15 protein-coding genes and 1 riboswitch are annotated in these 14,802 nt (G+C 33.2%); of the genes, 9 read left to right on the forward strand and 6 right to left on the reverse strand.

What is annotated here, in order from left to right; translation table 11 throughout:
• Nucleotides 1-133: 133 nt before the first annotated feature.
• On the reverse strand, nt 134-1,300 hold the full coding sequence (locus HMPREF2642_RS05725) for a M20 family metallopeptidase (protein ID WP_070597723.1): 1,167 nt from the start codon (nt 1,298-1,300) through the stop codon (nt 134-136).
• A gap of 185 nt (nt 1,301-1,485) precedes the next feature.
• Here HMPREF2642_RS05725 and HMPREF2642_RS05730 point away from each other — a divergent pair, with 185 nt between their 5' ends.
• The 4 genes from HMPREF2642_RS05730 to HMPREF2642_RS05745 all read left to right on the forward strand — a co-directional run bounded on the left by HMPREF2642_RS05730 (nt 1,486) and on the right by HMPREF2642_RS05745 (nt 4,918).
• Nucleotides 1,486-2,673, forward strand: coding sequence for a glycine C-acetyltransferase (locus HMPREF2642_RS05730; RefSeq protein WP_030059893.1), 1,188 nt, complete (start codon nt 1,486-1,488; stop codon nt 2,671-2,673).
• A 133-nt stretch (nt 2,674-2,806) separates the two neighbouring features.
• Nucleotides 2,807-3,313: a GNAT family N-acetyltransferase gene (locus HMPREF2642_RS05735; RefSeq protein ID WP_030059895.1), complete on the forward strand. Its 507-nt coding sequence runs from the start codon at nt 2,807-2,809 to the stop codon at nt 3,311-3,313.
• A gap of 303 nt (nt 3,314-3,616) precedes the next feature.
• Nucleotides 3,617-3,886, forward strand: a complete 270-nt coding sequence (locus tag HMPREF2642_RS05740; protein ID WP_030059897.1) for a hypothetical protein — start codon at nt 3,617-3,619, stop codon at nt 3,884-3,886.
• A 75-nt stretch (nt 3,887-3,961) separates the two neighbouring features.
• On the forward strand, nt 3,962-4,918 hold the full coding sequence (locus HMPREF2642_RS05745) for an ornithine cyclodeaminase family protein (protein WP_030059899.1): 957 nt from the start codon (nt 3,962-3,964) through the stop codon (nt 4,916-4,918).
• A 52-nt stretch (nt 4,919-4,970) separates the two neighbouring features.
• Here the strand turns inward: HMPREF2642_RS05745 and HMPREF2642_RS05750 are convergent, their stop codons facing one another.
• Together HMPREF2642_RS05750 and HMPREF2642_RS05755 are read right to left on the reverse strand one after the other, a co-directional pair.
• The gene (locus HMPREF2642_RS05750; protein WP_002433257.1) at nt 4,971-5,186 is read right to left on the reverse strand and encodes a hypothetical protein; all 216 of its coding nucleotides are present in this window, start codon (nt 5,184-5,186) and stop codon (nt 4,971-4,973) included.
• Between the two features lie 425 nt (nt 5,187-5,611).
• Nucleotides 5,612-7,312 (reverse strand): 5'-nucleotidase C-terminal domain-containing protein, encoded by a 1,701-nt coding sequence (locus HMPREF2642_RS05755; RefSeq protein ID WP_030059901.1) that lies wholly within the window; start codon nt 7,310-7,312, stop codon nt 5,612-5,614.
• Between the two features lie 312 nt (nt 7,313-7,624).
• Between HMPREF2642_RS05755 and HMPREF2642_RS05760 the strand changes: the two genes are divergently transcribed.
• The 3 genes from HMPREF2642_RS05760 to HMPREF2642_RS05770 all read left to right on the forward strand — a co-directional run bounded on the left by HMPREF2642_RS05760 (nt 7,625) and on the right by HMPREF2642_RS05770 (nt 10,803).
• Nucleotides 7,625-8,584, forward strand: coding sequence for an NAD-dependent epimerase/dehydratase family protein (locus tag HMPREF2642_RS05760; RefSeq protein ID WP_030059903.1), 960 nt, complete (start codon nt 7,625-7,627; stop codon nt 8,582-8,584).
• A gap of 283 nt (nt 8,585-8,867) precedes the next feature.
• On the forward strand, nt 8,868-9,944 hold the full coding sequence (locus HMPREF2642_RS05765; RefSeq protein ID WP_030059905.1) for a branched-chain amino acid aminotransferase: 1,077 nt from the start codon (nt 8,868-8,870) through the stop codon (nt 9,942-9,944).
• 157 nt (nt 9,945-10,101) lie between these two features.
• Nucleotides 10,102-10,803, forward strand: a complete 702-nt coding sequence (locus HMPREF2642_RS05770; RefSeq protein WP_002433489.1) for an HAD family hydrolase — start codon at nt 10,102-10,104, stop codon at nt 10,801-10,803.
• Nucleotides 10,804-10,945: 142 nt separating this feature from the next.
• On the opposite strand, the gene HMPREF2642_RS05775 is transcribed toward HMPREF2642_RS05770, so the two are convergent.
• From HMPREF2642_RS05775 to HMPREF2642_RS05785, 3 genes are all read right to left on the reverse strand, one after another.
• Entirely contained in the window at nt 10,946-11,698 is a 753-nt protein-coding gene (locus tag HMPREF2642_RS05775) for a 3-oxoacyl-ACP reductase (protein WP_030059908.1), read from the reverse strand.
• Between the two features lie 94 nt (nt 11,699-11,792).
• Nucleotides 11,793-11,892: riboswitch (TPP riboswitch) on the reverse strand.
• A 77-nt stretch (nt 11,893-11,969) separates the two neighbouring features.
• Nucleotides 11,970-12,635 carry a deoxynucleoside kinase gene (locus tag HMPREF2642_RS05780; protein ID WP_002433233.1) on the reverse strand — a complete coding sequence of 222 codons (666 nt, stop codon included), beginning with the start codon at nt 12,633-12,635 and terminating at the stop codon, nt 11,970-11,972.
• Complete coding sequence (locus HMPREF2642_RS05785) at nt 12,628-13,245, reverse strand: deoxynucleoside kinase (protein ID WP_030059909.1); 618 nt, start codon at nt 13,243-13,245, stop codon at nt 12,628-12,630. Before HMPREF2642_RS05785 ends, HMPREF2642_RS05780 begins: the two co-directional genes overlap by 8 nt.
• Nucleotides 13,246-13,311: 66 nt before the next feature.
• On the opposite strand from HMPREF2642_RS05785, the gene tadA reads away from it, so the two are divergent.
• Both tadA and HMPREF2642_RS05795 read left to right on the forward strand, forming a co-directional pair.
• Nucleotides 13,312-13,818, forward strand: a complete 507-nt coding sequence (gene tadA, locus HMPREF2642_RS05790; RefSeq protein WP_030059911.1) for a tRNA adenosine(34) deaminase TadA — start codon at nt 13,312-13,314, stop codon at nt 13,816-13,818.
• A 106-nt stretch (nt 13,819-13,924) separates the two neighbouring features.
• Nucleotides 13,925-14,800, forward strand: coding sequence for a Cof-type HAD-IIB family hydrolase (locus HMPREF2642_RS05795; RefSeq protein ID WP_002452494.1), 876 nt, complete (start codon nt 13,925-13,927; stop codon nt 14,798-14,800).
• The last annotated feature ends 2 nt before the right edge of the window (nt 14,801-14,802 follow it).

The following is a 14,802-nucleotide window of genomic DNA, read 5'->3' on the forward strand; positions in this document are numbered from 1 at the left end:
TATTCAGAAAAGCTCGTTTAGCTGAGAGTAAGTCAACTTAGTATTAAATTTTTAATTTTTTCTCACACAAAAAGCGTGTTCTATCTTACTTATTTAAAAGTAAGGTAGAACACGCTCTATATATTATAAATCGTTAAAATACATGTTCAATTTCTAGTATTTTAAGAAATTCGCTTGCAGCATATTTAAAAGATGATTCATCTATATCAAAGTATGGATTATGATGTGGCGCGGATATACCTTTATCCCCATTACCACAACCTGTTAAGAAAAAGGCACCTGGACGTACTTTAAGATAATGTGAAAAATCTTCGCCAATCATCATCAAATCTGATTCATTAAATCTTAAATGTAAATCATTCGCTGCTTGTTTAACAACCTCATAAGATTGCGGATGATTGTGTACAGGTAAATAGCCTTTAATATAATTCATGTCATAAGTAATATCATTAGCAACAGCTAAGCCCTGTAATAGTTTATCCATTTTATTCTTAATATGGTTTTGTAGCTCGGTGTCAAATGTACGAACAGTTCCTTTACAAAAGGCGGTATCCGGAATAACACTATCTGTTGATCCAGCTTGTACCATCCCAAATGTCACAACAGCTTCTTTAACTGGGTCTATCGTCCTAGAGACAATCTTTTGTGCACTTAAAATAAATTCAGCCATAATGACTATAGGATCAATGGTTTCATGGGGTTTAGCCCCATGTCCACCGCTACCTTTGATCGTGATACTAAACTCATCAGGTGATGCCATGATCGCACCAGGTCTAGAGTAAATAGTACCTGAAGGATAACCACTCCACAAATGTGTACCATAGATTTTATCAACATCTTGAAGACAGCCATCATCAATCATTTCCTGAGAGCCACCAGGCATAATTTCTTCCCCATATTGGAAGATGAATACAACGTTTCCTTTTAATAAATGGCGGTGTTCATTTACTATTTCAGCAACTCCAAGTAATATTGCCGTGTGACCATCATGACCACATGCATGCATACAGCCCTCGTTTTTAGAACGGTATGGGACGTCGTTTAATTCTTGAACAGGTAGGGCATCAAAGTCTGCACGAAATGCTATAGTTGGGCCGTTTTCACTACCTTTAAATGTAGCTTTGATACCATTACGGCCAACTGGAGTAACAATATCACATGACAACTGGCTTAATTGATTCACGATAAAGTCATGCGTACGCTTTTCCTCAAAAGAGAGTTCGGGATATTGATGCAAATATCGTCGTAGTTGTACCTTTCTTTTCTCTTTTTTGCTAGCCAATTGGAACCAATCAAACACATTTATCACTTCTTCCTTCTTATTATCGTAATTAGTATATCATTATTGATTAAGCTAAAGTAGGCTTTCATATTAATTATTTTTCAATAAAACAAGGTGATAACACCTATAAATGATAAGACTTTCATGATTCTGAAAATTAAGGTATGATTAAAGAAAATAGACAACACAAGGGGGATTTAATTGTGGTTCAATCACTAAATGAGTTTTTAGATGAAAATATACAATATTTAAAAGACAATGGCTTATATAACGAAATTGACTCAATTGAGGGAGCAAATGGTCCTGAAATCAAAATTAATGGTAAAAACTACGTCAATTTATCATCAAATAACTACTTAGGACTTGCTACGAATGAAGATTTAAAAGAAGCAGCTAAAAAAGCAATTGATTCACACGGAGTGGGTGCAGGTGCAGTACGCTCAATTAATGGTACATTGGACTTACATGATGAGTTAGAAGATACACTTGCACAGTTTAAAGGTACTGAAGCAGCTATTGCATATCAATCAGGGTTTAATTGTAATATGGCTGCTATATCAGCTGTTATGAATAAAAATGATGCTATTTTATCTGACGAATTAAACCATGCCTCTATTATTGATGGTTGTCGCTTATCTAAAGCTAAAATTATTCGAGTAAATCATTCAGATATGGAGGATTTACGTACAAAAGCTAAAGAAGCTGTTGAGTCTGGACAATACAATAAAGTAATGTATATTACTGATGGTGTATTTAGTATGGATGGGGATGTTGCTAAGCTACCAGAAATTGTAAAAATTGCTGAAGAATTTGGTTTATTAACTTATGTTGATGACGCTCATGGTTCAGGTGTTATGGGTAAAGGTGCAGGTACAGTTAAACATTTCGGTTTACAAGATAAAATTGACTTCCAAATTGGCACATTATCTAAAGCCATTGGTGTTGTAGGTGGTTATGTAGCAGGCTCTAAACAATTAATTGATTGGTTAAAAGCACAATCAAGACCGTTCTTATTCTCGACTTCATTAGCACCTGGAGATACTAAGGCTATTACTGAAGCTGTTAAAAAATTAATGGCATCTACAGAATTACATGATCAATTATGGGATAACGCACAATATTTAAAAGATGGACTCTCTAAATTAGGTTTTAATACTGGGGAATCTGAAACACCAATTACTCCAGTCATTATTGGAGATGAAAAAGATACGCAAGAGTTTAGTAAACGTCTTAAAGAAGAAGGAATCTATGTTAAGTCAATAGTATTCCCAACAGTTCCTAGAGGTACCGGTCGTGTAAGAAATATGCCTACAGCTGCTCATACTAAAGATATGTTAGATAAAGCCCTTAATGCTTATGAGAAGGTTGGAAAAGAATTAAATATTATATAGATTGTTATTCTTAAGGCACTTGTCTCTTAGAGAGTGAGTGCCTTTAATTTTTCTGATTTAAAATACTTTAATATAGTGGTTTATTCATTTTACAATAATAGTGAAATGAATGGATGAGAAGAGGTATAACGGAGTGGAAGAATTAAGACAACTTACGTATAAAGATGAAGAAACATTCAACGTTTATATTCAAGAATGGTATGACAATAATGAAAAAGTTGTACCAGGAAATACGAATTTAAAAGAATATCAGTCCTTCAAAGATATGGTTGATTTTCTTAATCAAGAAAGACCAAGTAAAGATTGGGTTCCCACCACAACATTATTTTATTTTGTTGATGGAAATATTGTGGGTGCGGTGGATATTAGACACGAACTCAATCATCGATTAAGAAACATTGGGGGTCATATTGGGTATGGCGTAGCTCGATCATATAGAGGTAAAGGATATGCCTCAACCTTATTAGGACAAGCCCTTGACTACTTAAAAATACGAAATGTTGAAACAATTCTTATGACTACAAATCCATTCAATTACGCATCTCAAAATGTCATAAAAAAATATGGTGGTTATGAAATCGAACCCTATATTAAAAAGAATGGGAAAGTTGTTAATCGATATCAAATTTTGAATAAATAAAAATCACCCTTCAAAAGAAGGGTGATAGTTGTCAAAAGTTAATTAAATAGTTTTGCTAAAAAGAAGCAAAATCGCAAGGTAATGTGTTAATGCACATTGCCTTTTATTTATAAATAATAGAATAGCACGGAATTTACATTGTCACAACAAAAATTTAATAAATCCGACATTTTAGCTTCATTTATCGGATTACTTATTATTTTAATCAGAGTGTATTATTATATGAGTGAAAGTAACAATGTAAATTATAATTCAAATTTGAAACGATAGTAAAAAATATATTTAAATAATCGGGTGGTATTAATGAAGTATGTAATATATGGAATGAACCTATTTAATTATATTATTTTAATCACTTGGATCAGCCTATCTTTAAATCGTATAAGTGAAGTAGGACCAGATATAGTCTCATTTTTTGCTTTATTTAGCATTTTCTTACTTATCATTTCATTGATATTTAGTTTTATATCAAGAACTCAAGACGATATTAAGGATACGCTTAATATAAGTATTTTTATCAATTTATTTAATTTAGTGGTACTCACATCGATACTTTTAGCAATACTATTTTAATCATTCAATTATGTTAGATACTAAAATCTAAGGGAATGTTATTTAAAAGCGTCATGGTATAAAGGAGAGTTTAAAATGCGATATTTAGATGAACAAACTCAATCAGAGTTATTAAATATGAATGAAGTTATTGAAGAGGTTGGACAAGCGCTAAAAGCATTTTCAGAAGATAAAACTGAAACCCCATTGCGACATGTGTTGCCATTTAATAAACACAATCGATACTTAGTGATGCCAGCATTATCAGATGAATTAAAAATTGTCGGATTAAAAACCGTTTCATTTGCTCCTGATAATCCTAAAAAAGGTAAAGCAACAATTACAGGCTCAGTAATACTAAGCGATTATGAAACGGGGGAAACACTAGCAGTACTAGATGGTGGTTATTTAACTAAAATTAGAACAGGCGCGATTTCTGGTGTGGCTACAAAATATTTGTCTCGTGAAGATGCTAAAGTATTAACTGTCATTGGTGCCGGAGTACAAGCTGAAGGTCTCATAGAAGCTGTCATGGCTGTGAGAAATATTGAGGAAGTTCACTTTTCAAGTAGAACTAAGGAAAAAGCTGAAAAGCTTGCTGAAGCAACTCAACAAAAATATGGAGTTAAAGCCAAAACGTATGATCAAGCAGATGAAGCAATGGAGGCTGCGGATATTATAGTTACCGCTACAAATGCTTCAGAACCAGTATATTCACACACGTTACACCCAGGCGTCCATCTTAATGCAGTAGGTTCATTCAAACCTGATATGCAAGAATTACCGTCAGAGTCTATGATGATCGCTAATAAGATTGTTGTTGAATCGACCGAAGCGGCAATGGAAGAGACAGGCGATTTAAAAGTGCCTCAGGAAGAGGGTATATTAACTCACAATATGTTATATGGTGAGTTAGGTGATATTGTCTCAGGTAAGAAAGCAGGACGTGAGGACGAAAAAGAGGTAACTTTATTTAAATCAGTGGGTCTAGCCATTGTTGATATTGTAGTAGCTCAGTATTTCTATAAAAAAGCACTTGAAAGTGATAATTAATCATATTATTAATCCCGTTAAAATTAACTAGCGGGATTTTATATGGGTTCTATCATGGTCGATGTCTATAATTATATATAACCTGTTTAACACAAAGTGTAGCTAAAATTAGAAAAACGAGTAGGCTAAATGTACTTAGCATCTCAGGCACTAACTCATGTTTAGTTACAAGTACATAAATATTTTGAAAGATAAATGCTAAAAAGATTAATAAGCTAGATAGCAAACCTACTTGTCGTTGTTTATACGTTTTCAAACCACCATTCATTACGATCACCTACATTATATTTAACTTAAATTAATGATAACGTTTGCCTTTATGAATTGCAAACGTAGTTGAAGTAGTAGGAGGGCACTGTAACCTCGCACAAACGGCAGACTGCTATAAGTGGATGGAGAATTATTTCCCAAGAAATATGACTGTCACCTTTCAATGCCATCTTTTGGACTAATAGTCTCAGTATTTGAACCCCTTTTCGGGACTTACTCTAATCATTTTGATTATCTGCGATAAGCGTGAGTATCTTTTAATTTGGACTAAATTAAAAATCAACTTTGTCTTATTTAATATTTTCCGTAAGTAAATAATCTTTATGCGTTTGATTAACTATATATGTTTCTTAATAAAATAGAGTTTAATCATAAAAAAGTGACTCTGAGAATGACTATTTTATCTCAGAGTCTCTTGTATATTTAGGCTGACTTTTTGTGAGTATGATTGCTTGATTGTTTACCATTGTCTGATTTATGTGTTGATTTTTTCACTGAATCTAATTTTCCATTAATGATTCTTTCAGGATTATTAGTATTATATTCATTTAAATTGTGCTTTTGAATATAATTTCCTACGACTTCATCAAGCGAAATACCTTCCTCACGTTGTCCTCCAAACATATCGTAGCCATCACCTTTGTTAGCGGTAAAATCATTGGTAGCAACATAATATGTTTTATTAGGATTTAATTTTTCAAATTTTCCGGTCTCGCGATTACGAACTTGAATATCTCGAACTCTTGAGCCAGATTTTTGATTCATATCATAATAAACACGTATTGATTTCGAAACTTGTAAGAAACCGCCATTTGGTGATAGTTGTTTCTTACCATCTTTTGTTTCAGTAGGAGAACCTAGACTATGTTCAAATGCTTTCTTCACATTCGTACCTTTAACTTTAATCTGTGAAATTAAATTACCGAAAGGCAGCACTGTAATAATATCGTTTTGAGTGACTTTGCCTTTAGAGATGGAAGCGCGAATACCACCGCCATTAGTCACTGCGAAATCTGGCTTATGTTTAAAGTTTTTCGCTGCGTAATCCTCCATCGCATCTGTAATTAGATTTCCTAAATTCGTTTCTTGAGTACGAGCTATATTTTTATCGCCTTTAAATTCAACTTTATTATTAGGAATAATCACTTTAGATGTTTCTTTTTTAAATTCATTATTCGCTTTATTTACTTGTTTTTCTATTGAGGGATCAGCTTTTATTTTATTTGTATCTTTGACGTTAATCAGACTCGCTTTTAAATCTGACACTTTATGATGGTTAAAAAGAAAACTAATTTTGCCTACATTTTCCAAAGCAGTACCCGTTTGAGCTAAGATACCATGATTATACTTTTTGCCATGTTTTATAACAGAATGTGAGTGACCATCTAAAACTATGATTGGTTTTTTTATTGAGTTATCTTTGGATAATTGTTCAATTAGATAATCTCCACGCCATTCTTTTTTAGTATTTTTATCGATGCCAAGATGAGATAAAACAACATATACATCTGCTTTACCATCCATTTCTTTAATAGCACCTTTCACACTGCTCAATGGATCTTTAAATTCTACATCTTTCACAGCATCAGGAGAGGTTTTAATTTTAGTTTCGGGAGTTGTAACACCTACTAAACCGTATCGCACACCATTACGTTTAATTATAGTTGAAGGTTTGAAAATGCGCTTCCCGTTTTTATAAATATTTGATGAGATCATTGGAAAATGAAGCTGTTTTTGTAATTTTAATAATTGGTTATAGCCAAAATCAAATTCATGATTACCAATTGTCATAGCGTCATAGCCTACTTTATTCATTGCTTTAGCCATTTCTTCACCTTTTGAATGGTTAGAAACTGGCAATCCTTGAAAGGCATCCCCAGAGTCTAAAACTAAATCAGGTTTTTCTTTATTTTTGAGACCTTTTAATTTAGGCATGCCAATAACACGTCCTTTTTCTTCTACGAAGCGACCATGAATATCATTAGTATGTAATATTGTGTGTTCAGTTTTACTTTGATTGTCATTTGAGTGCGTGTGTTGTTCTGAAGCATTAACGAGGTTAAAGTTTAGTATCGTACCAAGGGTTATAAATAAAGTGATAATAGTGATTATGATTTTTTTCATATAGTTCCTCCTTTTGAAAAATTATATACATTGCAATATTAGCATATAAAAAGAATAAATAATTCTTTTATTTAAAATATTTACTTCGAATTTAAATTTAATTAATAAAACGTCATAGTCTAATGACCAAATAGCAATACAACTAACGCGCTCATACAAAAATCATAAATTAAAAACTACTTATTAAACCCTATAATGTGTTTACTGCATATACAAGAAAGCGCTTTTATTATATAATATTGATGTAAATTAAGAATATGTACATACTAGAAGGACAACGCACTTATGAAATAAACAAGGGGAGATTTTGTAATGAAAAAGATAATGATTACAGGGGCACTTGGCCAAATTGGAACCGAGTTAGTAGTGAAATGTCGAGAAATTTACGGTACAGAAAATGTATTAGCTACAGATATTAGAGAACCTGAAGCAAATTCACCAGTTCAAAATGGTCCATTTGAAATTTTAGATGTTAAAGACAGAGAGCGTATGTATAAGCTTATCGAAGATTTTGGGGCAGACACTTTAATGCATATGGCAGCATTATTATCCGCAACTGCTGAGAAGAATCCATTATTCGCTTGGGATTTAAATATGGGAGGATTAATGAACGCTCTTGAAGCTGCACGTACGTATGAACTACAATTCTTTACACCAAGCTCTATTGGTGCTTTTGGCGCGTCAACGCCTAAAGTAAATACACCACAAGTAACAATCCAACAACCTACTACAATGTACGGTGTTAATAAAGTTGCGGGTGAATTACTGTGTCAGTATTATTATGTTAAGTTTGGCGTAGATACTCGCAGCGTAAGATTCCCAGGACTTATTTCACATGTGAAGGAGCCAGGGGGCGGCACGACTGACTACGCTGTTGAAATTTATTTTAAAGCAGTAAGAGAAGGTCGTTATACAAGCTATATCGATAAGAACACATATATGGATATGATGTATATGGATGATGCCATCGACGCTATTATAAAATTAATGGAAGCAGATGGTGCCAAATTAGAAACTCGTAATGGTTATAATTTAAGTGCAATGAGTATAGAACCTGAAATGGTTAAAAAAGCCATTCAAGAGTACTACCCTAATTTCGAACTAGACTATGATGTTGATCCAGAACGTCAAAATATTGCTTCAACATGGCCTGATAGTATCGATACGAGCTGTTCACGTGGTGAGTGGGGATTTAATCCAAAATATGATTTAGCCTCAATGACTAAGTTGATGCTCGCAGCAATTGAAGAAAAAGAAAAGGTTGCTAAATAGAAAATCTTATATAATTAATAACGTAGTTTAGCTAAAACTTACTCCTTTTAAAATTAAAACTTTTAAAAGGAGTTTTTTTATATTTTAAATCCAATGTATCTATAACATACGTAAATAACTAAACTTGTAAGTTTAATATGGTAATGTTTAACTAATAAAGAGTACATAATTACATTTGTATATTTATTTTGAATATTTAGAAAACTCATTGAATAGTATAAATGCGATTGATATAATTTAGAGTAACTATTCAATTCGGAGAAATTACTAGGAGGCTATATTCATGTCAGAAAAGGTAAAATTTGAACAACGAGATACATTGAAAGAAAAACCAGACACATCGAAATTAGGATTCGGTCAATATTTTTCAGACTATATGCTAAGTTTGGATTATGATGCGGATAAAGGTTGGCATGATATGAAGATTGTACCTTATGCACCATTTGAAATTTCACCAGCAGCACAAGGTTTACATTATGGTCAAGCGGTATTTGAAGGGCTTAAAGCATATAAACACAACGGTGAAGTGGTATTATTCCGACCAGACCAAAACTTTAAACGTATTAATAATTCTTTAGCGCGTTTAGAAATGCCAGAAGTTGACGAAGAAGCATTATTAGAGGGATTAAAACAACTTATTGATGTTGAACGTGACTGGGTACCAGAGGGTGAAGGGCAATCATTATATATTCGTCCATTCGTATTTGCTACGGAAGGTATTCTAGGTGTACGTGCATCTCAACAATATAAGTTATTAATCATTTTATCGCCTTCAGGTGCGTATTATGGTGGAGACACGTTAAAAACTACTAAAATTTATGTTGAAGACGAATATGTTCGTGCCGTACGTGGAGGAGTAGGATTTGCGAAAGTTGCCGGTAACTATGCTGCTAGTCTACTTGCACAAACTAATGCTAACAAATTAGGTTATGACCAAGTATTATGGCTAGATGGTGTGGAACAAAAATATGTCGAAGAAGTTGGAAGTATGAATATCTTCTTCGTTGAAAATGGAAAAATAGTCACACCTGCATTAAATGGAAGTATCTTACCAGGTATTACTAGAAAATCAATTATTCAATTAGCTGAAGACTTAGGTTATGAAGTTGAAGAAAGAAAAGTTTCAATTGACGAATTATTCGACGCTTACGACAAAGGTGAACTTACAGAAGTATTTGGTGCAGGTACTGCAGCGGTTATTTCTCCAGTTGGTACATTACGCTATGAAGACAGAGAAATTGTTATTAATAATAATGAGCCAGGTGAAATCACTCAAAAATTATATGACACATATACTGGTATTCAAAGCGGTAAATTAGAAGATAAATATGGTTGGAGAGTTGAAGTCCCTAACTATTAATGTGTTATATACTGAAAGAGCTTTCTCATTCGAGAAAGCTCTTTTTTGTGAAATAAAGAAACCATAATCCACTTTTCTATAATTATTGAAGTCTCTATATTACAATAATATGTAAATGAATGTACTACAAAAAATCATTTTCAGGAGAGAAGTAAAAATGGAATGGATATTATTTGATAAAGATGGCACGCTAATAGAATTTGATAAGAGTTGGGAAAAAATCGGTGTGCGCCTTGTTGATAAACTATTAGAGACATTTCCTGTACACGACAAAGAAGTAGCACACCGCCAACTTGGAATTATTGACGATAAAATTGTTCCTGATTCAATTATGGGTTCAGGATCATTAGGAGATATGATTAAATCTTTTAATAAAGTTACTGGAGAAGATACATCTGATTGGGCAAGAAATACTAGCCAAGAACTTGTTGATACTCGTGTTCCTGAAAATAATTGGATTGAAGGTGTGCAAGAGACTATTCAGGAACTTAGAAACGAAGGTTATAAAATTGGTATTGTCACTAGTGATACCAAAAAAGGCGTAGATCAATTTCTAGAAGAAACGCAATCTAAAGAATTATTTGATTTAATTATTTCTACAGAAACTCATGCTGAAGAAAAACCCAATCCAAAAGTGTTGAATCCTTTATTTGACGCTTATGATGTTTCACCAGATCAAGTTGCCATCATTGGTGACACTACAAATGATATGAAAACTGCGGTAAACGCTAAATTAGGTTTAAGTATAGGTGTATTAACTGGTATCGCAAAAAGAGAGGAACTTCATGAAGCGGATGCGGATGTCATTATTGACAGTGCTAAAGATGTAAAACAAATTTTAGATCAATATAAAAAATAACAAAATTAATTAAAAAGCATGGATATTTGAGTGAGTTCAAGTAACCATGCTTTTATTATATTTGTCTTTAAAAAAAGAGGTTTCACTCTACATTTAATTTTAGATGTAAGTTTTAATCGATATTTTCTATTAACATCATACATTAATTCATTGTTAACCCACCATCAACAGTTAAATTCTGACCAGTGATACCACTTGCTTCATCAGAAGCTAGATAAGCAACCATATTTGCTACATCTTGTGGCGTAGTCACTTTTTTGAGCGGTGTCGTTTGAGCGATTAAGTCGAATACCTCAGGCGTCGTTACTGCACTAGCATCAGTAGTTTTTAATAATCCTCCAGAAACCACATTGGCTGTTATACCATATTGGCCTAGCTCTGCAGCGATATTACGGGTAAAACCTATTAAGCCAGCTTTAGCAGTCGTGTATTCATGATAGGGGACGACTGGGTTTTGATATAGATTTGTTCCGATATTAATAATTCTGCCTTCCTGTTTTTCAATAAATTGAGGTATGACACTTTGTGTAACATTAAATGCAGCTTTTAAAGTGCCATCAAGTTGTTGTTGATAATCTTCCCAAGTTAAATCTTTGAAGTTCTTTTGTTGGTTTGGATCAAACTTAAAATTAACTAGTGCATTATTAATAACAATGTCTATATTACCAAAATGTTCCTTTGCAACTTTGACCATTCGGTTAACTTCGGCACGTTCTGTCACATCAGCTTGAATTGCAATTGCTTTTTCATGACTAATATTCTCAATCAATTTTTCAGCTTTTTCTCTGCTATGTTTATAATTCACAACAACGTTATAACCTTTATTAATTAATGTTTGAGCAATTACCGCTCCTAAACCACGGCTACTTCCAGTAATAATTGCAGTTTTTGACATTTTTAATCCTCCTAAAATTTTTTAAAAAAAGAAGCACAACTTCCGTAAAAAAGTTGTGCTTCTTAGTCATCACATATTATGACAAATTAATATTAAGAGCGTCATCACACTTTCCTACGCTAGTTTAAACTAGATTCAGGTTCAAAGGGTTTGGATAGATTCCATCTCAGTTAAAAACACCCCTAGTGTAAATCATTAACTTGTAGTATTAACCTATATATAATTAGATCGTTTGTCAAAAAATAGAATATAAGCAAAGTTTCAATTCACTTTAAGGTCTTGTATCAACTTGGCGATGAGTCTGGATGATATGAGCTATTTTATCGATAATTGGGTCTAGTGAATCCAGATTTTCGTGAATATCATACTCATTAATATTGACGCGCACCACTGGACAAGCATTAAAATTATTAATCCAATCATCGTAACGTTTGAATAATTTTTTCCAATATTCAGGGTCTGTATTAATTTCCATATCACGACCACGTTGCTTAATACGATCAATCACTTCATCATAATCACATTCTAAATAAATTAACACATCTGGTTTAGGAAAATAAGGTGTCATTACCATAGCGTTAAATAATTCTGAATACGTGTGAAAATCTTCCGGGCTCATTGTACCTTGTTCTTCATGCATTTTCGCAAAAATATCAACATCTTCATAAATAGAACGGTCCTGTACGAAGCCACCACCATATTCAAACATACGCTTTTGTTCTTTAAAGCGTTCCGCTAAAAAGTATATTTGTAGATGAAAACTCCAACGCTCAAAATCATGATAGAATTTATCTAAATAAGGATTATGATCAACATTTTCAAAAGAAGTTTTAAAATTTAATTTATCAGCAAGCGCCTGTGTTAATGTTGACTTTCCGACGCCCACAGTACCTGCAATAGTGATAATTGCATTTTGAGGAATACCAAAATTATTCATCTATATTATCTCCAATCATTGGTTTTATTAATTCTAAAATTTCTTTATAGTCGTCACTATTGTTAACAAAATCTTTCTCAGTTGTGTCAATACGTATGACATTCGCGCCCTCATTTTTTAAGGATTCATAATAAGCTTTATAATCTTGTTTCAGCTTTAATAAATAATCATCTTCAATAGTATGTTCAAAATCGCGATTGCGTTTAGCTATTCTAGTTTTGAGAACATCTAAATCTGCATCTAAAAAGATAATCATATTAGGCATTTCAAGATCTTCAGTCAAAATATCATAAATGCGACTGAATTTATCGAACTCTTTCGAATCTAATGTGTTATTTGCAAATATTTTATTTTTATGTATGTGGTAATCACTTACAACGCCTTGTTCTAACGCCTCAATATCTTGAATTTGTTTATATCTGTTACATAAAAAGAACATTTCTGTTTGAAAGCTCCACTTTTCTATGTCGTCATAAAAGTCTGATAGAAAAGGATTTTCGTCAACAATTTCTTTCTCTTCGTAATAACCAAGCGTTTGACTTAGCATTCGTGCAAGTGAAGATTTACCAACACCTATAGGTCCTTCAATTGCAATAAATGGTTTATTCATATTCACTTCTCCAAATGTTAAAATAGACAATGAGTATTGTACCATAAGTGAGGTATTGCAACACATATGAGAACTGATAAAGATTACATGCGTTTAGCAATCAAAGAAGCTCAGAAAGCACAAGCTCTAGGGGAGGTGCCCATTGGAGCTGTCATTGTTAAAAACGATCAAGTCATTGCACACGCTCATAATTTAAGAGAATCCTTACAACTACCTACTGCACACGCTGAACACATTGCGATTGAACGTGCATCTAAGGTAGTGGGTAGTTGGCGTTTAGAAGAATGTACTCTTTATGTCACCCTTGAACCCTGCGTGATGTGTGCAGGAGCCATCGTGATGAGTCGAATACCACGAGTGGTTTATGGTGCTGTTGATCCTAAGGGAGGATGTACCGGCAGTTTGATGAACTTGTTAGAGCAGCCTCAATTCAACCACAGAGCTATTGTTGAGTCGGGTATTTTGGAAAATGAATGCAGCACACTTTTACGTGATTTCTTCAAAAATATTCGCCAACAAAAGAAGGCACTCAAACAAGCAAAGATACAAAATGACACAAATTTGTTAGAATAATTGTGTATGAAAAGAGTGACAATACATGCTAACCTTTTCAAAAATTAAATTTAAAAACCTAAATTAAAAATAAATAACTACAAACGGGAAGAAACGAGGTCAACGAATGATAAAGCTAATTGCAACAGATATGGATGGAACGCTCCTTAATGCTGCACACGAAATTTCTCAAGAGAACCAAGAAGCGATTAAATTTGCACAAGAACATGGTATCACTGTTGTTATCGCGACAGGGCGTGCATTTTACGAAGCGAATACACCAGTTGCTGAAACAGATTTAAAAGTACCATATATCTGCTTGAACGGAGCCGAAGTTCGCGATGAAACGTTCAATATTATGAGTACATCTCATCTTAATCATTCTTTAGTGAGTAAGATAACGTCTACATTGAAAGAAAAAGACATATATTATCAAGTTTACACAAATAGAGGGATTTATACGGAAAATCCTCAAAGAGACTTAGAAATTTATATTGATATCGCTGAACGTGCTGGTCAAAAAGCAGATGTTGAGAAAATCGAGAACAGTATTCAAAAACGTATAGATAATGGAACTTTAAAAATTGTTGATAATTATGACAAAATTGAAGATATTCCTGGTGAATTAATCATGAAAATTTTAGCGTTCGATTCTGATTTAGGAAAAATTGATCTTGTAGGTCAAGAATTAGCTCAATCACCAAACCTTGCAGTTTCTTCATCTTCAAGAGGTAATTTAGAAATTACACATTCAGATGCGCAAAAAGGCATAGCTTTATCTACTATTGCGAAACAACTCGGCATTGATTTAAAAGATGTCATGGCACTAGGGGATAACTTAAATGATGTCTCTATGCTTGAAAGAGTCGGTTATTCGGTCGCAATGGATAATGCTGCACCAGAAGTTAAGACAGTCGCTAAGTATGTGACTGATTCAAATGAAAACAGCGGAGTCGGTAAAGCAATTAAGAAATTTTTAAAAGAAGAGAATCAATTAACATAATT

This window comes from Staphylococcus sp. HMSC055A09, assembly GCF_001809655.1.
Lineage (GTDB): Bacteria > Bacillota > Bacilli > Staphylococcales > Staphylococcaceae > Staphylococcus > Staphylococcus capitis.